This is a genomic window from Peteryoungia aggregata LMG 23059 (assembly GCF_030814435.1).
Lineage (GTDB): Bacteria > Pseudomonadota > Alphaproteobacteria > Rhizobiales > Rhizobiaceae > Allorhizobium > Allorhizobium aggregatum.
In genome coordinates this window covers 367,585-388,508 of record NZ_JAUSUW010000002.1, presented here as the reverse complement: position 1 = coordinate 388,508, position 20,924 = coordinate 367,585, and the positions used below count along the sequence as shown (strand labels likewise).

General features: G+C 62.6%; 16 protein-coding genes, 1 tRNA gene and 1 riboswitch. Of the genes, 10 read left to right on the top strand and 7 right to left on the bottom strand.

Features of this window, described 5'->3' with window-relative positions:
- The first annotated feature begins 1 nt into the window (after position 1).
- Together rbbA and J2045_RS04715 are read left to right on the top strand one after the other, a co-directional pair.
- Complete coding sequence (gene rbbA / locus J2045_RS04720) at positions 2–2,779, top strand: ribosome-associated ATPase/putative transporter RbbA (protein ID WP_307369933.1); 2,778 nt, start codon at positions 2–4, stop codon at positions 2,777–2,779.
- A gap of 3 nt (positions 2,780–2,782) precedes the next feature.
- Entirely contained in the window at positions 2,783–3,895 is a 1,113-nt protein-coding gene (locus J2045_RS04715) for an ABC transporter permease (RefSeq protein ID WP_307369929.1), read from the top strand.
- Between the two features lie 116 nt (positions 3,896–4,011).
- On the opposite strand, the gene katG is transcribed toward J2045_RS04715, so the two are convergent.
- Entirely contained in the window at positions 4,012–6,189 is a 2,178-nt protein-coding gene (gene katG, locus J2045_RS04710; RefSeq protein ID WP_307369926.1) for a catalase/peroxidase HPI, read from the bottom strand.
- Between the two features lie 262 nt (positions 6,190–6,451).
- On the opposite strand from katG, the gene J2045_RS04705 reads away from it, so the two are divergent.
- Positions 6,452–7,360, top strand: a complete 909-nt coding sequence (locus J2045_RS04705) for a hydrogen peroxide-inducible genes activator (RefSeq protein ID WP_307369923.1) — start codon at positions 6,452–6,454, stop codon at positions 7,358–7,360.
- Positions 7,361–7,675: 315 nt separating this feature from the next.
- Here J2045_RS04705 and J2045_RS04700 read toward each other — a convergent pair whose 3' ends face one another.
- The 5 genes from J2045_RS04700 to J2045_RS04680 all read right to left on the bottom strand — a co-directional run bounded on the left by J2045_RS04700 (position 7,676) and on the right by J2045_RS04680 (position 12,807).
- The gene (locus J2045_RS04700; protein ID WP_307369920.1) at positions 7,676–8,461 is read right to left on the bottom strand and encodes an SDR family oxidoreductase; all 786 of its coding nucleotides are present in this window, start codon (positions 8,459–8,461) and stop codon (positions 7,676–7,678) included.
- A 56-nt stretch (positions 8,462–8,517) separates the two neighbouring features.
- A complete protein-coding gene (locus tag J2045_RS04695) occupies positions 8,518–9,468 on the bottom strand; it encodes a sugar-binding transcriptional regulator (RefSeq protein ID WP_166601785.1) in 951 nt (316 codons plus the stop codon).
- 22 nt (positions 9,469–9,490) lie between these two features.
- Positions 9,491–10,957 (bottom strand): FGGY family carbohydrate kinase, encoded by a 1,467-nt coding sequence (locus J2045_RS04690; RefSeq protein ID WP_307370101.1) that lies wholly within the window; start codon positions 10,955–10,957, stop codon positions 9,491–9,493.
- A gap of 72 nt (positions 10,958–11,029) precedes the next feature.
- Complete coding sequence (locus J2045_RS04685; RefSeq protein ID WP_307369917.1) at positions 11,030–11,998, bottom strand: transketolase family protein; 969 nt, start codon at positions 11,996–11,998, stop codon at positions 11,030–11,032.
- Positions 11,998–12,807 (bottom strand): transketolase, encoded by an 810-nt coding sequence (locus tag J2045_RS04680; protein ID WP_307369915.1) that lies wholly within the window; start codon positions 12,805–12,807, stop codon positions 11,998–12,000. Before J2045_RS04680 ends, J2045_RS04685 begins: the two co-directional genes overlap by 1 nt.
- A gap of 205 nt (positions 12,808–13,012) precedes the next feature.
- Between J2045_RS04680 and J2045_RS04675 the strand changes: the two genes are divergently transcribed.
- The 5 genes from J2045_RS04675 (at position 13,013) to ribB (ending at position 18,419) form a co-directional block, all read left to right on the top strand.
- Positions 13,013–13,987, top strand: a complete 975-nt coding sequence (locus J2045_RS04675; RefSeq protein WP_307369913.1) for an ABC transporter permease — start codon at positions 13,013–13,015, stop codon at positions 13,985–13,987.
- Positions 13,988–14,105: 118 nt separating this feature from the next.
- The gene (locus J2045_RS04670; protein ID WP_166601789.1) at positions 14,106–15,041 is read left to right on the top strand and encodes a substrate-binding domain-containing protein; all 936 of its coding nucleotides are present in this window, start codon (positions 14,106–14,108) and stop codon (positions 15,039–15,041) included.
- Between the two features lie 21 nt (positions 15,042–15,062).
- Positions 15,063–16,556, top strand: coding sequence for a sugar ABC transporter ATP-binding protein (locus tag J2045_RS04665; RefSeq protein ID WP_307369910.1), 1,494 nt, complete (start codon positions 15,063–15,065; stop codon positions 16,554–16,556).
- Between the two features lie 18 nt (positions 16,557–16,574).
- On the top strand, positions 16,575–17,363 hold the full coding sequence (locus J2045_RS04660; RefSeq protein ID WP_166601791.1) for an SDR family oxidoreductase: 789 nt from the start codon (positions 16,575–16,577) through the stop codon (positions 17,361–17,363).
- 161 nt (positions 17,364–17,524) lie between these two features.
- Positions 17,525–17,669: riboswitch (FMN riboswitch) on the top strand.
- 114 nt (positions 17,670–17,783) lie between these two features.
- Positions 17,784–18,419, top strand: a complete 636-nt coding sequence (ribB, locus tag J2045_RS04655; protein WP_307369906.1) for a 3,4-dihydroxy-2-butanone-4-phosphate synthase — start codon at positions 17,784–17,786, stop codon at positions 18,417–18,419.
- Positions 18,420–18,838: 419 nt separating this feature from the next.
- On the opposite strand, the gene J2045_RS04650 is transcribed toward ribB, so the two are convergent.
- A tRNA-Thr gene (locus J2045_RS04650) sits at positions 18,839–18,913 on the bottom strand.
- Between the two features lie 155 nt (positions 18,914–19,068).
- Here J2045_RS04650 and J2045_RS04645 point away from each other — a divergent pair.
- The gene (locus tag J2045_RS04645) at positions 19,069–19,383 is read left to right on the top strand and encodes a hypothetical protein (protein WP_307369904.1); all 315 of its coding nucleotides are present in this window, start codon (positions 19,069–19,071) and stop codon (positions 19,381–19,383) included.
- Positions 19,384–19,509: 126 nt separating this feature from the next.
- Positions 19,510–20,802, top strand: a complete 1,293-nt coding sequence (gene murA / locus J2045_RS04640; RefSeq protein WP_307369902.1) for a UDP-N-acetylglucosamine 1-carboxyvinyltransferase — start codon at positions 19,510–19,512, stop codon at positions 20,800–20,802.
- The last annotated feature ends 122 nt before the right edge of the window (positions 20,803–20,924 follow it).

Sequence of the window (20,924 nt, the reverse complement as noted above, 5' to 3'; positions counted from 1 at the left end):
GATGACGGGAGCGCTGCAAGACGATCAGGCAGGGCACCCGGTGGTGCGGCTTGAGGACGTAAGCCTCTCCTATGGCAGGACCGAAGCCCTGCGCGCCATCTCGCTCGACATACCGGCAGGCCGTATGGTGGGCCTGATCGGACCCGACGGCGTCGGCAAGTCCAGCCTGCTCTCCCTCGTCTCCGGCGCGCGTGTCATTCAGTCCGGTCGCGTGGAGGTCTTCGGCGGCGATATGGCGCGATCATCGCATCGAGCCAGAACCTGCCCGCGCATCGCCTATATGCCGCAGGGACTGGGCAAGAATCTCTATCCCACGCTCTCGGTTTTCGAGAATGCGGAATTCTTCGGGCGATTGTTCGGTCAGGATCGAGCCGAGCGCGAGCATCGGATCGCCGGGCTCCTTCGGGCAACGGGGTTGACGCCCTTTGCCGATCGCCCGGCCGGCAAGCTATCGGGGGGCATGAAGCAGAAGCTCGGCCTCTGCTGTGCCCTGATCCATGATCCGGACCTCCTGATCCTCGATGAGCCGACGACCGGCGTCGATCCCCTCTCGCGTCGCCAGTTCTGGGAACTGATTGACGGCATCCGTGCAGAGCGGCCCGGCATGAGTGTCGTCGTCGCGACGGCCTACATGGAAGAGGCCGAGCGTTTCGACTGGCTGGTGGCCATGGATGCCGGGCGGATCCTGGCGACGGGGACCCCGGCCGAACTACGTGAGAGCACGGCGACCGAGACCCTCGATGCGGCCTTTGTTGCGTTGTTGCCGGAGGAGAAACGCGGGCGCGCGGAACCTCTCCAGATTCCGGCCCGGGATGCGGGAGCCACGGCTGAGATCGCAATCCGGGCCGATCACCTGACCATGCGCTTCGGTGATTTCACCGCGGTAGACGATGTCAGTTTCGAGATCCCGCGGGGAGAGATCTTCGGCTTCCTCGGATCGAACGGCTGCGGCAAGACGACGACCATGAAGATGCTGACCGGTCTCCTGGCCGCCAGCGAGGGTACGGCTGAAGTGTTCGGCCATCCCGTAGACCCCAAGGACATCGCCATCCGTCGTCGCGTCGGCTACATGAGCCAGGCCTTCTCGCTTTACGGCGAACTGACGCTGCGCCAGAATCTGGAGCTGCATGGTCGCCTCTTCGGCATGGCGGAGTCCGAGATTGCACCGCGCATTGCTGAGCTGGTGGGCGAATTCGGTCTTGCCGCAGTGCTCGACGAATGGCCGGAATCCCTGCCGCTTGGCATGCGCCAGCGCCTGTCGTTGGCGGTCGCCCTGATCCATCGCCCGGATATCCTGATCCTCGACGAACCCACCTCGGGCGTCGATCCGGTGGCGCGCGATGGTTTCTGGCAGTTGCTTGCAGACCTCTCACGACGGGACAGCGTGACGATCTTCGTCTCGACCCATTTCATGAACGAGGCAGCTCTATGCGATCGGATCTCCCTGATGCATGCGGGCAAGGTCCTGGTGACCGATACACCCGAGGCGATCGTGTCTCGCCGCAAGGCCGAGAACCTGGAGCAGGCCTTCATACAGTATCTCGAAGACGCGATCGGCGAAGAGACTGTGCCGAAGTTCAGCGCGGAGAACAGCGAGGTGGTCGCCCCCCCGTCCCTGGCCCCCAGGCCGAGGCGGCGGCATCGTCCGCTTCTCGATCGCCGGCGTTTGCTGGCCTTCAGTCGGCGCGAGGCGCTCGAACTTGTTCGAGATCCGATCCGGGCCACGCTCGCCATGCTCGGCAGCCTGATACTGATGTTCGTCATCGGCTACGGCATCAATCTCGATGTCGAGAACCTGACCTTCGCCGCCCTCGACCGGGACGATACCGTCCTGAGCCGGGAATACGTCGCGGAGATCGCCGGTTCCCGTTACTTCATCGAACGGCCGCCGATCATCGACTATGACGACCTCGATCGCCGGATGCGGGCCGGCGAAATCAGCCTTGCGATCGAGATCCCGCCCGGCTTTGCGCGTGATCTGTCGCGCGGCAATCGCAGCGTCGAGGTCGGCGCCTGGATTGACGGCGCAATGCCATCTCGGGCGGAGACCGTTTCCGGATATGTCCAGGGCATGCATGCGACCTGGCTCGCCCGCAAAGCCCGCGAACTTTATGGCGACCAAGCCTTCGCGCCGCGCTTCGATATAGAACTGCGGTACAGGTACAACCCCAATGTCGAGAGCCTGGTGGCCATGGTGCCGGCGGTCATTCCCCTGCTGCTTATGCTCATACCTGCCATGTTGTCCGTCCTCAGCGTGGTACGCGAGAAGGAACTGGGCTCGATCATCAATTTCTACGTGACACCGGTGACCAGGCTTGAATTCCTGCTGGGCAAGCAGCTTCCCTATATCGGCATCGCCTTTCTCAATTTTCTGATGCTGACCGGCTTTGCAGTCTTCGGTTTCCAGGTGCCGCTCACGGGAAGCTTTGCCGTGCTGGCGCTGGGTGCGTTCCTCTATGTGTTCGCCGCGACCGCGCTCGGGCTGCTGCTTTCGAGCTTCATGAAGAGCCAGATCTCGGCAATCTTCGGCACCACCTTGCTGACGATCATTCCGGCCGTGCAGTTCTCCGGCATGCTGTCGCCGGTCTCAGCGCTTGAGGGGGCAGGTGCGTTGATCGGCCAGGTCTACCCGGCAAGCCACTTCGTGACGATCTCGCGCGGCGTCTTTTCAAAGGGGCTGCATTTCGCCGATCTCGGACCCCAGATCGTCGCGCTGGCGATCGTCGGCCCGGTACTGCTTCTGCTTGGTGCCTCCCTTCTCAAGAAACAGGCGGTGTGAGCCATGCGACTGGCAAATATCCTGCAGCTCGGCATCAAGGAACTGCGCGGTCTGGCTCGAGATCCGGCCCTGATGTTCCTTATCGTCTATGCCTTCACCCTCAATATCTACACGGCCGCGACAGCGGAGCCGGAGACGCTCAACAAGGCGGCGGTCGCTATCGTCGACGAGGACCGCTCGCAGGTGTCGGCGCGCATCGAAAATGCGCTCTATCCGCCGTATTTCCTGCCGCCGCAGATGATCACGACGGCCGAGATCGATACCCGGATGAACGCTGGAACCGATACCTTCGTGCTGGATATCCCGCCGAGCTTCCAGCACGACCTTCTGGCGGGAAAGGTCCCGCAGATTCAGCTCAACGTCGACGCCACCCGCATGACCCAGGCTTTCTCCGGGGGGCGCTACATCCAGGAGATCGTAAGCCGGGAGGTCAATGGCTTCCTCGACCGTGGAGACACGCAGACGACGCCTACGGTGGCGCTGTCCCTGAGGGCGCGCTTCAACCCGGAACTGGACAAGGGATGGTTCGGTTCGATCAACGAGGTCATTTCCGCCGTGACCATGCTGTCGATCATCCTCACGGGGGCCGCCCTCATTCGGGAGCGAGAGCATGGAACCATCGAGCATCTGCTGGTCATGCCTGTGACGCCGGCGGAGATCATGCTGAGCAAGATCTGGTCGATGGGTCTCGTCGTGCTGCTGGCGACGATCTTCTCGCTTTTCGTGGTTGTCGAAGGAGCCCTGGATGTGCCGCTGCAGGGATCCCTGACCCTCTTTCTCGTCGGCGCGGCGCTGCAGCTCGTTGCCGCCACCTGCATGGGCATTTTCCTGGCGACGGTTGCTGGATCAATGCCGCAGTTCGGCCTCCTGCTCATGCTCGTCCTTCTGCCTCTGCAGATCCTTTCAGGTGGCATGACACCCCGCGAGAGCATGCCAGAGGTGATCCAATGGATCATGTCTGCGGCGCCCAACACGCATTTCGTCATCATGGCACAGGCAGTGTTGTTCCGCGACGCCGGTCTCGCGGTGGTCTGGCCGCAGATCCTGGCATTGATTGCGATCTCCACGGTCTTCTTTTTCCTGTCGCTGCAACGCTTCCGCGCCTTCCTGAAGTGAAGCGCTGATCTATTCGCTCACGAGGCGTGCAAGACGAAAAAAGCCGGAGATGCTTCAGCATCTCCGGCTTCTGGGTCGGGCAGGGGACTTGGTTGCGAGCCCCCTGGTTGTCGCTCTCAGGCGGTCAGATCGAAGCGATCTGCGTTCATGACCTTAACCCAGGCAGCAACGAAGTCCTTCACGAACTTCTCCTGGTTGTCGTCCTGGGCGTAGACTTCAGCATAGGCACGCAGGACCGAGTTCGAACCGAAGACGAGATCGGCGCGGGTCGCGGTGAACTTCTTCTCACCGGTCTTGCGGTCGCAGATGTCGTAGGAGTTCTTGCCCGTCGGCTTCCAGGTGAAGCCCATGTCGGTCAGGTTGACGAAGAAGTCGTTCGTCAGCTGGCCTTCGCGGGTGGTGAACACGCCATGCTTGGTGCCGCCATAGTTGGTGCCGAGAACGCGCAGTCCACCGAGCAGGACAGTCATTTCAGCGCCCGTAAGGCCCATCAACTGCGCACGGTCGAGCAGCATCTCTTCGGGGCTGACGACGTAGTCCTTCTTGGTCCAGTTGCGGAAGCCATCGGCCAGCGGCTCGAGCGGGGCGAAGCTTGCGGCATCTGTCTGCTCGGCGGTGGCGTCGCCACGGCCTGCAGCAAACGGCACGGTCACGTCGTAACCGGCAGCCTTGGCAGCCTTCTCGACGCCGACATTGCCGGCCAGCACGATGACATCGGCGACGCTTGCGCCGAATTCATCGGCGATCAGTTGGAGCACCGAGAGAACCTTGCCGAGACGCGACGGCTCATTGCCTTCCCAGTCACGCTGCGGGGCGAGACGGATGCGGGCACCGTTCGCACCGCCGCGCATGTCGGACTGGCGATATGTGCGGGCGCTGTCCCAGGCGGTGGCAACCAGTTCGGCGATCGAAAGACCGGAAGCGGCGATCTTCGCCTTCACGGCGCCGACGTCGTAGTTCTTGGCGCCGGCCGGAACCGGATCCTGCCAGATCAGCTCTTCGGTCGGGGCTTCCGGACCGATGTAGCGAACGCGGGGACCGAGGTCGCGGTGGGTGAGCTTGAACCAGGCGCGAGCAAACGTGTCCTGGAAGTAGGCGGGATCTGCCATGAACTTTTCGCAGATGGCGCGGTAGGCCGGGTCGACCTTCATCGCCATGTCCGCATCGGTCATCATCGGCATGCGACGGATCGACGGGTCGGTGGCGTCCACCGGCATGTGTTCTTCCTTGATGCCAACAGGCTGCCACTGCTGGGCACCAGCAGGGCTGTGGGTCAGCTCCCAGTCATAGCCGAACAGCAGCTCGAAATAGCCCATGTCGAACACGGTCGGGTTGGCGGTCCATGCGCCTTCGATGCCCGAGGTGACAGCGAGGCTCGCCTTGCCGTTCTGGTTCGGGTTCATCCAGCCGAAGCCCTGGTTTTCCAGCTCGCCGGCTTCCGGCTCGACGCCGAGTGCCTGGGCGTTGCCATTGCCATGCGCCTTGCCGACGGTGTGGCCACCGGCGGTGAGCGCTGCGGTCTCTTCGTCGTTCATCGCCATACGGGCGAAGGTCTCGCGCACCTGGGCGGCGGTCGCCATCGGATCAGGCTTGCCGTTCACGCCTTCCGGGTTCACGTAGATGAGACCCATCTGCACGGCGGCGAGCGGGTTTTCCATCGTGTTCGGCTTGGTTACGTCGTCGTAGCGGCTGTCGGAGGGGGCAAGCCACTGCTTTTCCGCACCCCAGTAGACGTCCTTCTCCGGGCCCCAGATGTCAGGACGACCGAAGGAGAAGCCGAAGGTCTTCAAACCCATGTCTTCATAGGCAACGGTGCCGGCGAAGAGAATGAGGTCGGCCCAGGAGATCTTGTTGCCGTACTTCTTCTTCAGCGGCCACAGCAGGCGGCGGGCCTTGTCGAGGCTGGCATTGTCGGGCCAGGAGTTGAGCGGGGCGAAGCGGATATTGCCGCTGCCGCCACCACCACGGCCATCGGCCAGGCGGTAGGAGCCGGCAGAGTGCCAGGCGAGACGGATCATCAGGCCGCCGTAGTGACCCCAGTCAGCCGGCCACCATTCCTGGCTATCGCGCAGCAGGGCCTTCATATCGGTCTTCAGCGCTGCGACATCGAGCTGCTTGACGGCTTCACGGTAGTCGAAGGCCTTGCCCATCGGGTCGGTCTTGGTGTCGTGCTGGTGCAGGATGTCGAGGTTCAGCGCATTCGGCCACCAGGCCATGACGGTCGCGCCGCTTTCCGTGTTCGAACCATGCATGACCGGACATTTGCCGGCGCCTTTGTTGCTCAGGGTATCCATTGTGTACCTCCTTGAAGAAACCGCTTTTCCAGCATCGGATTGCTGACGCTCTCTTCAAGAGCACGTCCGCATCACAACCCGATGAACTGGCGACGGGACATCGACCGTCCCGCCTGATCCGCCGTCCGCCTGTTCCCCGCGAGAAACGAAGGCAGGTGAGATGCCCCCTTCAGGTGGCCTCCGACATCATCTGGAATTGTTCTAGCAAAGTGGATCTATTAATGTAAGTTGGAATTTCTGATTAGTTCCATAGGTTAAGGTTATGATCAATTTCACGCTCCGCCAGCTGCGATATTTCGATGCGCTGGCCCGGCATGGCCACTTCGGCCGGGCGGCCGAGGCCTGCTCGATTTCCCAGCCGGCCCTGTCGGTACAGATCAAGGAGCTTGAAGAGGCGCTGGGTGCCGAGCTGTTCGAGCGGGCGGCGCGTCAGCTGCGCCTCTCTGCTTTCGGTGAGGAATTTCTCCTGAGGGTCCGCGACATCCTGCGCTCCGTGGACGAGCTCGGAGACCTCGCCCGCGCTCACCGCAGACAGCTCGTCGGGCGGTTGCGCATCGGTGTCATACCGACCGTTGCACCCTATCTCCTGCCGGGAATGATCTCGGCATTGACACGCCAGAATGCTGATCTAGACATCCATGTGCGTGAGACCGTGACGCCGAAGCTCCTGCAGGAGCTAGCAGAAGGCCGCCTCGACACGGCGATCGTGGCCTTGCCGGTTTCGGAGTCATCCCTGACCGAGATTCCGCTCTTCGAGGAGAGTTTCGTGCTTGTCCGCCCGAAGGCGGACGCCGAAAAGCCTGTTCCCAATCGCGACATGCTGCGCGAAATGCGGCTGCTGCTGCTGGAGGAGGGGCATTGCTTCCGCGAGCAGGCGCTCTCCTTCTGCGACATGGGAGCTGTCCGCCCGCGCGAGATCCTCGACGGCAGCTCGCTCTCGACCCTGGTCCAGATGGTCGGGGCAGGTATTGGTGTCACGCTGATACCAGAGATCGCCATGCCGGTAGAAACCCGCTCCGCCGATGTCTCCATCGCCCGCTTCGAGGATCCGCAACCGTCCCGCACGATCGGCATGATCTGGCGCAAGACCAGCCCAATCGCCAAGCAGCTGACGGAAGTTGCCGAGGTCGTCCGGCAGGCTGCTGTCGGCTTCGGTGTCAGCCCGCCCTGAGGGTATCGCGTGGATACCGCTGAAAGAGAGCCGCATAATCAGCGGAGAAGCGCCCGAGGTGAAAGAAGCCCCAGCGCACAGCCGCTTCGGTCACGGTGAGGCCAGCTCTCTTGGTTTCGACCGCGAGAACCTCGACTTTTTCAAGCGGATCGTCGACACGCTCAGCACCCGCTAACGGCCGCACGCTCGGGATGAGACAAGAAGGACTGGTTGCGGCGGGCTCGTCGCAGCCAGTTTCATCCCTGGAAGGGTCTGCTGTCGCCGGATTGTCCACGCAGTATCGCATTCTATGCGGTGCCCACTTCGGCGCTCACATCACGACATGATCAGCCCGCCATCGACATTGATCGTCTGGCCGGTGATATAGGCCGCATCGGCGGATGCCAGAAAGGCGACAAGGGCGCCCACCTCGGCAGGGGTACCGGCGCGGCCCATGGGGATGCCCTCGACCCATTCCGCCATCAGTTCGCCAGGACCGTAGTCGCCGAGCATCTTGCCCCAGACGCGGTCGTTGTAGTCCCACATCTCGGTGTGGATGATGCCGGGGCAGATGGCGTTGACAGTGATGCCTTCCCGCGCAAGTTCCTTGGCCAGGCTCTGAGTCAGGCCGACGACCCCGAATTTCGATGCGGCGTAGTGGGGCGTGTAGATGAAGCCCTGGCGGGCTTGTCCGGAAGCCGTGTTGATCAGGCGTCCCTTCGTGCCGCTGGCGCGGAAGCGGGCAACCGCCTCCTGGCAGCAGAGGAAGACACCCTTGGTGTTGACGTCGAGATTGAGGTCCCACTCGCGTTCGCTCAGATCCTCGACCTTCGCGATGGTGATCACACCGGCATTCTGGACCGAGACGCTGAGCGGACCGAGGCGGGCTTCCGCCTCGGCATAGGCCTGGCGAACAGCGACGCCATCGGTGACATCCAGCTGAAGCCCCAGCACTTCGGTACCGGTCTCTGATGCGAGACGCATAGCCACATCGGTGGTGTCGGCTTCGATCGCGGCGATCGCGACCTTGGCTCCTTCTTCGGCAAAACGGCGGGCGATGCCCAGTCCAATCCCCTTGTTGCCACCCGTGACGAAAACGGTCTGTCCGGAAAAACGCTGCATGGTCTCACTCCTCCTTGATGCAGCCGATCCGACAGTCCATCCCTGTGGCGGGAGGATCAGGCCGTCAGTCTGGCTGCCGTGAACTTGTCGGTGACGAGCACGTCGATGATGCCCATCCTGAGAGCGCCGGCGATCGCCTGCGTTTTCGATTCGCCGCCCGCCAGCGCGATGACGCGGTCGGCCTTGCGCAGTTCCTCGAGCGAAATGCCGATCACCCGTTCGTTGAGCGGGGTCTCGACCGGCTTGCCGTCGCGGTCATAAAAGCGGAACGAGATCTCGCCGACCGCGCCTGCATCGTGCAGCATGGCCATTTCCTGGCGCGAAAAAACGTTGCCGGAGCGGGCCAGCAGCTCAGACGGCTCGACGGCGCCGATGCCGATGATCGCCAGTGTCAGGCGGCCGAAGAGATCCATCGTGCCGCGTACAACAGGATCGGCCAGCATGACGAGTTTTGCCTCCCGCGAGGAGGTGATGCCCTGGACGAGCAGCAGGCGGGGCTCGCCGCCGGTGAGCTTGGCAAGGCGTGCCGTCAACTGCGTGGCGTGGGTCTGGACAGAGGCCTCGCCCATGCCGCCCAGGATCTGCACGATATATTTCGCCCTGCCTGTCTTCAGCGGATGGATATTGTCCACCATGCGCAGGATGGTCTGGCTCCAGCTGGAGACACCGATGATCTCGTCCTGCTGCAGGGTGACTTCCACAAAATGCGCGGCAGCCTCGCCGATGCGGGCCATGATCGCGCCGTCGCGATCCTCCGAACAGTCGATGACGATTGCCTCTGTCAGGCCGTAACGTTCACGAAGCGCGGTTTCCAGATCGGCGAAGGTTCCCGGTGGCGGGATGATCGTGGTGCGGACGATGCCTTCCATCTCGGCACGCTTCAGCATCCGCGAAACCGTCGCCTGCGACATATGCATGATCTCGGCGATCTCCGCCTGTCGCTTGCCTTCGGCGTGATACATTTGCGCAACGCGGGCGATCAGTCGAAGCTCGTTGAGACGTCCCATGAACCCTCCAATGGGTGAATTTTTATTCACCCATAGATGATGTCACGGGAACGGTCGAGCGGAAGATTGCGTCCTGCCAGGTTTCAAGACGCCTGGCGGTATCCGTTGGCTTCGGCTTGAGGGCAAAGGTCTTGCGAGGCAGGGCCCGGACCGCCTCCAGACCCTCCCAGAGACCGAGCGTGAGCCCGGCCAGATAGGCTGCGCCGAGCGCCGATGCCTCTGCCGCGTCGCACTGGGTCACGGGGTGGTTCAGCACGTCTGCGACGCATTGCATCAGGAAGGCGTTCTTGCTCGGCCCGCCATCTACGAACAGCCGACCGAGCGTCGCCGGCGACTGGGTCGCCATGGCCTTGAATACGTCATGCACCTGAAGGGCAATCGAATCGGTCACTGCACGCGCCATCTGCGCGCGTGTCGTGTTGAAGGTGATCCCGGAAAACAGTGCTCGCGCATCGGCATGCCAATAGGGAGCGCCCAGTCCGACGAAGGCCGGAACAAAGCCCGGGCCATCTGGCGGCGCCGTTTCGGCAAGATCGATCAGCGCCTGCACGTCCGGCAGGCCGAGGATCTCCACCATCCAGGGCAGCGAAGCAGCAGAGACCAGAATGTTCCCCTCGAAGGCATAAGTCGGCTTGCCGCCTAGCGACCAGGCGATCGTCGTGGTGATGCCGCTTTTGGGCGCGATGAAATGCGGCAGCGTCGTCATGATCGACGAGCCGGTGCCGAAGGTGACCTTGCCATCACCCGGTGCAAAGGCGCCATGGCCGAACAGCGCTGCGTGACTGTCCCCGATTGCAGCGGCAATCGGAATGCCGTCGGCCAGGCCGGGGACGCCGAGCGTTTCGCCAAAGCGGGAGGCGCTGTCGCGAACCTCGGGAAGATGGGCTTTCGGCACCCCGAAGAGGTCGCAGAGTTCGTCACTCCAGACGCAATGCGTCAGGTCGAAAAGCTGGCTGCGGGCGGCATTCGAGGCGTCGCAGGCATGCGCCCGCCCGCCAGTCAGGCGATGGATCAGCCAGGAATCGATCGTACCAAGGCGAAGCGGCCGACCTGCAGGGGCGCGGTCGAGCAACCACTTCATCTTCGGTCCAGGAAACATCGGATCTATCGGCAGGCCGGTCAGGGCCTCTACGCGCGCGGAATGACCGGCGGCGTTCAGCTCGGCACAAACTGCCGCGGTGCGCCGGCATTGCCAGCTGATGACCGGGCCGAGAGGCTCACCGGTCTCGCCGTCCCACAAGGTCACGGATTCACGCTGGTTGGAAATCGCGAGACCGGCAATCGTTACGGGCGGGGCGCCGACCAGACAGGCCGCAATCGCTTCCAGCACTGATTGCCAGACGCGTTCGGGGCTTTGTTCCACCCAGCCGGGTTGCGGATGGGATATCCCGACGGGCGAGGATCCGCGCCCCACGATGATCCCCTCGGTCGAGACGAGCACGGCCTTGGAATTGGTGGTCCCCTGGTCGATGGCGAGGATGGCGGTGATCATGTCGGCTCCGAATGCTGCGAGATGCCGTCCGGCCTTGTGGCGGCATCCCAAAGACTTCCCCTGCAGCCGCTAGGCGCGGCCGCCCTTTCGCACCAGCAGTTCTTCGGCTGCCGTGGCCATCGCCGCAGGCGACATGCCGAATTCGTCGAGCAGGAATTCGGCAGATCCCGTGGGCGCGAAGATGCCGGGCACGCCGAGGATCTTCATCGGCACCGGAGCCTCGGCAACCACGACTTCCGCCACAGCTGATCCGAGGCCGCCATAGACCGAGTGCTCCTCGGCCGTCAGGATGGCACCGGTCTCACGCGCGGCCAAGACGATACGCTCGACATCGATCGGGCGCACCGTCGCCATGTTGAGCACGCGCGCCTCGATACCACGGGTGGCAAGTATTGCTGCAGCCTTCATCGCACGATGAGTGAGCGTACCATTGGCTATCAGGGTGACCGCATCTCCGTCGCGCAGGAGATTCGCCTTGCCTGGCTCGAACACATGCCCCTGCGGCAACAGATCCGGCACGCCGACGCGCGACAGACGGAGGAAAACGGGGCCGTCATAGCGGGCGGCCCATTCGACGGCCGCTGCCGTTTCGATCGAATCGCAGGGCGCGATCACCGGAAGATTGGGCAGGACCCGCATCCAGGCGAAGTCTTCGATCGAATGGTGCGTCGGACCCAGCTCGCCATAGGCCATGCCTGAGGAGATGCCGATCAGTTTTACGTTTGCATTCGAATAGGCGATGTCGGCCTTCACCTGCTCGAGCGAGCGTCCGGTGAGGAAGCAGGAGGCGCCACAGACGAAGGGCAAGAGGCCGCCATTCGCAAGCCCGGCGCCGACGCCCACCATGTTCTGTTCGGCGATGCCGACATTGACCAGGCGCTCCGGCCACTTGGACTTGAAGCCGCCAAGCTTCGAGGAACCGACGGAATCATTGCAGACGGCAACGATTTTCGGATCCTCGGCGCCGAGGCGTTCCAGCACCGACACGAAGGCATCACGGCAGTCGTGCAGTTTTTCGGTTATGGTCACGGCATTCATCAAAGTACCTCCGAGAGCTCGGCCAAGGCAATCTTGTATTGTTCTGCATTGGGCACCTTGTGATGCCAATCCACCCTGTCCTGCATGAAGGAAATCCCGTGCCCCTTGTTCGTATGGGCGACAATGCAATGGGGGCGATCCGAACGGTGCTGCAGCGCCGGGACGATCTCGGCCATGGCATTCCCGTCAATCTCGGTCACAGCCCAGCCGAACGCCAGCAGCTTGGAACCGAACGGCGCCATGTTGTTGGTGTCGCTGAGCGCGGCACCCTGCTGGAAGCGGTTGTGGTCGATGATCAGGGTCAGATTGTCGAGGCCGAACTGGGCGGCTGACGAAATCGCCTCCCAGTTGGAGCCTTCCTGCATCTCGCCGTCGCCGGTCAGCACATAGGTGTGATAGGCAGCACCGGTCAGCTTGGCAGCCTTCGCCATGCCGACAGCGACCGGCAGGCCATGCCCGAGTGGGCCAGTATTGGTTTCCACGCCCGGCACCTTGTTGCAGTTCGGGTGCCCGTTGAGGCGAGAATGCGGCTTGAGGAAGGTCGCAATTTCGTCTTCCGGAATGAAGCCTCGCTTCGCCAGCGTCACGTAGAGCGCCAGGGCCACATGCCCCTTGGACAGGACGAAGCGATCCCGATCTGGGTGCTTCGGCTGATCGGGCCAGATCCGCAGCACCTGAAAATACAGCGCGGTCAGAATGTCGATCGCCGACATTTCTCCACCGATATGGCCGGCGCCTGCTTCGTAGACCGCCTGGAGATCGCGGAGTCGTATCTGCCCAGCAATGCGGTCGAGATCGTTCGGCTGCATGGAAACCTCATGATGAATAAATATACCGTACGTCATATAATTGCATCTGAACTCCGCCTGTCAAGCCATGCAGCGGAAATTAAATCACATCGACGCCCGGTCTCGGCAGTTGACAGCCCAAGGATCCCTGCGCTACGAATTTACACACAGCAATGAATATTTATACCGAATGCTTGGCAAGTCGGTAGCAGCATGGGAGGATTGGATGTCGGTTTCAGCGACAGACCAGGATCGCGTCGCGGGTGCGGGTGCCCTGTCGGCATTGAGAGGAACGACCGGGCCCCTGATCGGTCTGATCCTCCTTTGCATCTTCCTCTCCCTTGCCACCGACACCTTCATGTCGGCGCGAAACCTGCTCAATGTGCTCGACCAGATTACGGTTCTCGGCATCATGGCCGTGGGCATGACGATGGTGATCCTGATCGGCGGGATCGATCTCGCCGTTGGGTCGGTCATGGCATTGACCATGATGGTGATGGGCTACGCCGCCAATCAGGTCGGCTTGCCGCTGCCTGTCGGCATCCTCCTGGCACTGGGGGTCGCAGCCTTAACCGGGGCCATATCCGGATTGCTGATCACTGCGCTCGGTGTACCGGCCTTCATTGCCACCCTCGCGATGATGTCGGTGGCGCGCGGCTTGGCCAACATGATCACCGACGGCCAGCAGATCGTCGGCTTTCCCTCCTGGTTCAGCCTGCTCGCCTATACCCGCTACGGAGGGTTCCTGACGCTGACCGTCGCCGTCATGCTGGTCGTCTTTGTCCTTGGATGGATTTATCTGCGCTACACCTCGGGCGGCCGTTCTCTCTATGCCATCGGCGGCAACCAGGAAGTCGCTCGCCTCGCCGGCATCAACGTCAATCTCTACACGATCGGCGTCTACGTCGTCTCCGGCCTGCTTGCGGGATTGGCAGGCGTGGTGCTCGCCATGCGCCTCGATTCCGTTCAGCCGACAGCCGGCGTTTCCTACGAACTCGACACCATTGCGGCCGTGGTGATCGGCGGAACGAGCCTGAGCGGCGGCAAGGGCGGCATTCTCGGAACCATCATCGGCGTCCTGATCATCGGCGTTCTGCGCAACGGCCTGAACCTTCTGGGGGTCTCGCCCTTCACGCAGGCCGTCGTCATCGGTGTCGTCATTGCACTCGCAGTCGCGGCCGAAGCCATCAAGCGGAGGTGACGTTTCGACTAGGGTCCAGTTTGGCGGCGCTGCCGCCAGTTCACCGCCGGGCAGATGCCAGGCAAAACTTCGGTCCTGCGATGGTAGCGGGGTGCCGAAACAACGGAGGAGATCTACCATGAAACTCACAACCATGCTTCTGGCTGCCGCAGCGCTGGCAACGACGGCCCTCAACCCGATCGGAGCTTCTGCCGCAGAGGTGAAGAAGATCGGGCTCGCCGTCTCGAACCTGCAGGCCGACTACTTCAACCAGATCAAGATCGGCGTCGAAGCCTATGCCAAGGAGAAGGGCATCGAGGTTATCACCGTCGACGCCAAGAACGACAGCGCAACCCAGGTCAGCCAGGTCCAGGACCTGCTGACGCAGGGCATCGACGCCTTCATCTACATTCCGGCGGGTGCTGCTGCTGCCGCTGTTCCGACACGCCTCGCCAAGGAAGCCGGCATCCCGGTCGTCAACGTTGACCGCAATGCCGATGGCGCGCCCGGTGACACATTCATCGCAACCGACAACGCGACTTCGGCCTATGAAGTGTGCAAGCACATCATCGGTCTGGCCGGCGGCAAGGGCAAGATGCTGATGATCCACGGCCAGAAGGGCACCACGCCGGAAGTCGAGCGCACCAAGGGCTGCATGCAGGCGATCGGGGAGAATTCCGGCGTCGAACTGGTGGCCCAGCAGTGGAGCGAGCAGTGGTCTCAGGCCGAAGGCCTGAACATCGGCCAGAACCTCCTGCAGGCCCATCCGGATGTTTCGCTGATCTTCGCCCAGGCTGATGGTCTTGCCCTCGGCGCCGCACAGGCGGTCAAGGTATCCGGCGTTTCCCAGCGTGTTTACGTCGGCGGCTTCGACGGCGACACGACAGCTCTGCCGATCCTGGCTGAAGGCGGCTTTGACGCTACTGCCACCCAGCAGGTGCGCGGTATCGGACGACTGGCCGTCGACAGCGCCATCAAGCTGGCTGCCGGTGAGAAGCTTCCGGCCGAGCAACTGCTCCCCGGCTTTCTGACCACGCCGGAGAACGCTGCGAAGTTCGTCGCCGAGCATCCCTGATCCAGACCGGAAGACAGCGCCATGACTGCCAACGACCTCCCTCCCATCCTCTCGCTCCGGCAGATCCGCAAGGTCTACGGATCGCTCGAGGTCCTGCACGGCATCGACCTCGATGTGAGAGCGGGTGAAGTCGTGGCGCTGCTGGGCGAGAACGGCGCCGGGAAATCGACCCTTTCACGGATCATTTCCGGTGCCGTTCAGCCCACTTCAGGCCAGATGACATGGTTCGGCGCGACTTACGCGCCGGCCACTCCGCGCGCGGCCATGGATGCCGGCGTCGGCATGATCCACCAGGAGCTGAAGCTCCTGCCACAACTGTCCATAGCCGAGAATGTCTTTGTCGGTCGCTACCTGACCAAGGGTGGACGCATTGACCGCCAGGCCATGGAAGAACGGGCCCATGCCGGCCTGCAGAGGCTCGGTCTCGATGTTTCCCCGCGCCGGTTGGTCGAGGGTCTCTCGACGGCAAAGCAGCAATTGATCGAAATCGCCAAGGCAATGACCCTCAATGCTCGATTGCTCATTTTGGACGAGCCGACGGCGGCCCTGGGCGGAGAGGAAACACAGCTCCTGTTCCGGCAGATCGAGCGCCTGAAGGCCGATGGTGTCGGCATCATCTATATTTCCCATCGGCTGGAGGAAATTCGACAGATCGCGGACCGCGTCGTGGTGATGCGAGACGGGGCCAAGGTCCAGGAATTCGACCGCGGCGACGTGCCTGTCCGCACCATCGTCGAAGCCATGGTCGGTCGTTCGCTCGACCGCATGTTTCCCGCCATTCCGGCTCCGGTCGATGATGTCATGCTCGAGGTGCGCGGGCTTTCGTCACCATCGGGCAGCTTCCGAAACATCGAATTTTCCGTGAAACGCGGCGAAGTCTTCGGGATCGCCGGGCTTGTCGGTGCGGGGCGCACCGAACTCGTCCGGGCGATCACCGGCGCCGACCCGATCGCCACCGGCGACGTGGTGCTCGACGGCAAGGTCATTACGCCGCGTTCACCGAGGGATGCCATCCAAAACGGCGTGGTCCTCGTGCCGGAGGATCGGAAGCTGCAGGGCCTTGTTCTCGAACACTCGATCGCAGAAAACATCGGCTACGCCAATTTCGACGCCGTTTCGAAAAACGGCTGGATCACGTCGAAGCGCCTCAGCGACTTCGCTGGCGCCTACATCAAGAAATTCGGCGTCAAGGGGCGCGGCGAGCAGAATGCTGGAGAACTGTCGGGCGGCAACCAGCAGAAGGTGGTGCTGGCCAAATGGCTGGCGCGAAATCCGAAGGTTGTGGTTCTCGACGAGCCGACACGCGGCATCGATGTCGGCGCGCGCTCGTCGATCTACGACACCATCATGGAGCTGGCCCGCCAGGGCATCGCCGTCATTGTCGTCAGCTCCGATCTCGAGGAGGTCCTTGGGGTCTCCAACAGGGTCATGGTAATGGCACAAGGAAAACAGGCGGGTATCCTCGACCGCGCCGAGGCCAATGACGTGTCGGTCATGGAACTGGCCACGATCTGATTTGCAGGAGAACTATTCATGTCGGACATGACTTTGAACGCCCCAAGGCTCTTCGATCTTTCGGGCAATGTTGCGCTGGTGACGGGTGCCGGCAGCGGCATAGGCCAACGGATTGCCATCGGGCTGGCGCAATGCGGTGCGGATGTTGCGCTGCTGGATCGCCGCACGGATGACGGTCTGGCGACCACCGCGCGCCATGTTCAGGCAGCCGGTCGCCGCAGCGTCGAGATCGCAGCGGATGTCACTCAGGCTGCCGCCCTCAACGAAGCCGTGGCGCGCACCGAGGCTGCGCTTGGGCCATTGACCCTCGCCGTCAACGCAGCCGGCATCGCCAATGCGAACCCGGCCGAGGAGATGGATGAATCGCAGTTTCAGACGATGATGGACATCAATCTGAAGGGCGTCTTTCTCTCCTGCCAGGCTGAAGCCCGCGCCATGCTGAAGAATGGCCGTGGCTCGATCGTGAACATCGCCTCCATGTCCGGCGTGATCGTCAATCGCGGCCTCAACCAGTGCCACTATAACGCCTCCAAGGCAGGCGTCATCCACATGACGAAGTCGATGGCGATGGAGTGGGTAGGGCGCGGCATCCGCGTCAATACGATCAGCCCCGGCTATACGGCAACGCCTATGAACACCCGACCGGAAATGGTGCATCAGACCAAGCTCTTCGAAGAGCAGACCCCGATGCAGCGCATGGCAGATGTCGATGAAATGGTTGGCCCTGCCGTTTTCCTTTTGTCCGGCGCCGCCAGCTTCGTTACCGGTGTCGACCTTCTCGTGGATGGCGGCTTCTGCTGCTGGTGACCACTCGTCGTCGTTTTAAGACTCCCAAGCCTGCACGGTGCTCTCCGCACCGTGCTTTTTTGTTTCGCGACCTTGGCTGAAGCGCTTGCGACATAAACCCGGAATTTGCTGCAATTGCTCAGTTTCCACTTGAAAAGCCGGTATCTTCTCTCCTACCTTACACGGGTTCTCAGGGCGGGGCGAAATTCCCCACCGGCGGTATCCGGCTTTGCCGGGAGCCCGCGAGCGCTTTCACTTCGGTGAAAGGCAGCAGATCCGGTGCGATGCCGGAGCCGACGGTCACAGTCCGGATGAAAGAGAGCATCGGCATGGCGGCTCCCCTCACCGGGAGACGTGCGTGCTGTGTTCGCCCAAGGGATGGATGGCGGCCGCAAGGTCGCGGTTTGGCCGCTGACGCGGTGACCCTTGAAAGGCAATGGAATGACACTTTCGACAATTGAAGACGCATTGGAAACACTGGCGCATGGCGGCATGGTCGTCGTCGTCGACGACGAGGATCGCGAGAACGAGGGCGACATCATCGTCGCTTCCGATCACGTGACGCCCGAGACTATCGCATTCATGATGAAGCATGCCCGCGGGCTGGTCTGCATCGCGATGGAAGGAGAACGGCTCGATGCCCTGGGCATCCCGCTGATGGTCCCGCACAACACGGAATACCTGAAGACGGCCTTCACGGTGTCGGTTGATTACATCAAGGGAACAACGACCGGGATCTCCGCGCCAGATCGGGCCGCGACCGTCCAGGCCTTGATGGATGAGGCATCCGCCCCGGAAGACTTTGCCCGACCCGGCCACATCTTTCCGCTGCGTGCCCATCCGGACGGCGTTCTGGGACGTCCGGGCCACACCGAAGCTGCAGTCGACCTCGCACGCCTCATCGGCAAGAGGCCATCCGGCGTCATCTGCGAAGTGGCCAATGACGACGGCACCATGGCCAGGCTCCCCGACCTGATCGAGTTCTGCAAGCTGCACGGATTGCCCCTCATCTCGATCGAAGAGTTGATCCGCTACCGCGAGCGCAACATGGTCAGTGGAGCCGCTGCCGCGGCCTGAAGCGACGGGTGGACCGGCTCTCTCTGGGCGTTCCGTGCAGCGCGGAGGGGGTGTGCGGGAGCTGACGAGCTCGCGCCGATTCGCACGCCGACTGCCGGCTTCATGCACCCACGAGGGCTCAGGCTCCACACACCGATGTCGGCCCAGGCTGCCATCGGTGTAAGTGCGGCATGTTCGAGAAGATGGATGCAAGACACCGGGGAAGAGCGGGTCTCCAGCGGGACGCCCTTCGCTGCTTGGTGCCGCCCAATCAGAATGCCCTGCGTCCCCAATTGGTCACGGCACCGGCGCGTGACGCTCACCATGCGTTAAATCGGCTGCAGCAATGCATAAGGCATGTCAGGCTTCGGCTGTAGCAGCAGGAAAGCCTGAGGATAGGAAGAAGGCTTTTGGTAACTAAGCGTTATCAATGGGATTGATGGTGCTGCTAGAGAGATTTGAACTCTCGGCCTCTCCCTTACCAAGGGAGTGCTCTACCCCTGAGCTATAGCAGCATCTGGCGGGCGACGCATGTGCTCGGCCCGGAACGAGGCGCCTATTGCCACAGAGTTTCGGGGAGCGCAAGCCGTAAAGCGTTCGGCGGGTCAAGTTTTGTCTCGCGGGGAGAAGGGGGCTTTCCGCTTTTTCCGCTTTCGGCTATCACGGCGCCATGACGAAGAACCCGGAAAACAAGGGCGAGGCGGATCTGGCGGCGGGCGAAGTGACCCTGCTTGCTGATCGTGGAAAACGTGCGCGCTCCGATGCCGAGCAGCAGCGGCGCGAACGCGCGGCGGCGAAGCTGCGAGAGAATCTCGCCCGGCGCAAGCAGCAGTCGCGCGCGCGACGTGCAGGCGAGGCTGAAGACGGCGTGGGGCTGCCGGCGGCAAACAGCGCGCCCCGACCGCCTGAGCAGGCGGGGGACGAGGCTTCAGACGAAACGATTGTCGCCTTGTCTGCCGCAAATTCGTCCAAACCCGGTGATTAACCGAGCGTTATGGCGTCAATTGAACCGTCTGTACTTTTCGTCTAAAGAGCCAGCCTCGCCGGATTGGCTTCCCCTCACACGTTCTCAAGGAAAGGCGGGCATTTCTCGCCCGTATCGCAGGCTCTCATGGATCGCATCAGGATTGTTGGTGGCAATGCGTTGAACGGGATCATCCCGATCTCGGGCGCCAAGAACGCAGCGCTTCCCCTGATGATCGCCTCGCTTTTGACGTCCGATACGCTGACGCTCGAAAACGTGCCGCATCTGGCAGACGTCGAAGGCCTGATCCGCATTCTCGGCAACCATGGCGTCGACATCGCCGTCAACGGCCGCCGCGAGCACCAGGACGGTTCCTATTCGCGCACCGTGCATTTCACCTGCCGCACCGTGGCCGATACCACCGCACCTTACGAGCTGGTCTCGAAGATGCGTGCCAGCTTCTGGGTTATCGGCCCACTGCTTGCCCGCGAAGGCCAGGCGCGTGTGTCGCTGCCGGGCGGCTGCGCCATCGGCACGCGTCCGGTCGATCTCTTCATCGAGGGCCTGACGGCACTCGGCGCCGAGATGGAAATCGACGGCGGCTACATCAATGCCAAGGCACCGAAGGGCGGCCTGATCGGCGCCCGCTACACCTTCCCGAAGGTCTCGGTCGGCGCGACCCATGTCATGCTGATGGCAGCTTCGCTTGCCCGCGGCACGACCGTGATCGGCAACGCCGCCCGCGAGCCTGAGGTCGTTGACCTCGCCAACTGCCTGAACGCCATGGGCGCGAAGATTTCAGGTGCCGGCACCTCCACCATCACGATCGAGGGCGTCACCAGCCTCTCCGGCGCGCGTCACCGCGTTCTGCCCGACCGCATCGAGACCGGCACCTATGCGATGGCCGTCGCCATGACCGGCGGTGACGTAACGCTGTCGGGCACCGACATCACGCTCCTCGACACCGCCATTGAGGCAATCCGTCGCGCCGGCGCCGAAGTCTCGGCCGTCGATGGCGGCATCCGGGTCATCGGCCATGGCGATGCGATCCGCCCCGTCGATATCGTGACCGAACCTTTCCCGGGCTTCCCGACCGACCTGCAGGCGCAGTTCATGGGTCTGATGACCCGTGCGCATGGTGTTTCGCATGTCACCGAAACGATCTTCGAAAACCGTTTCATGCATGTGCAGGAACTGGCCCGCCTCGGCGCCAAGATCACGCTCTCCGGTCAGACGGCTCGCATCGAAGGTGTCACCCGCCTGCGCGGAGCCCCGGTCATGGCGACCGACCTGCGCGCTTCGGTTTCTCTCGTCATCGCCGGCCTTGCCGCCGAAGGTGAAACCATGGTCAGCCGCGTCTACCATCTCGACCGTGGCTTTGAGCGTCTGGAAGAAAAACTCACCCGCTGCGGCGCCATTGTCGAGCGCATCAGCGACTGATCGCCGGCAGGCGGCGAGAACGTAGTGTTCCGATGAGGCGAAAAGTCTTTTTGCCCCGTTGCCACTGGACAAGCCGCAACCTATGTCGAAAACATGAAATTCGACGGGCACCGCCGAAAGGC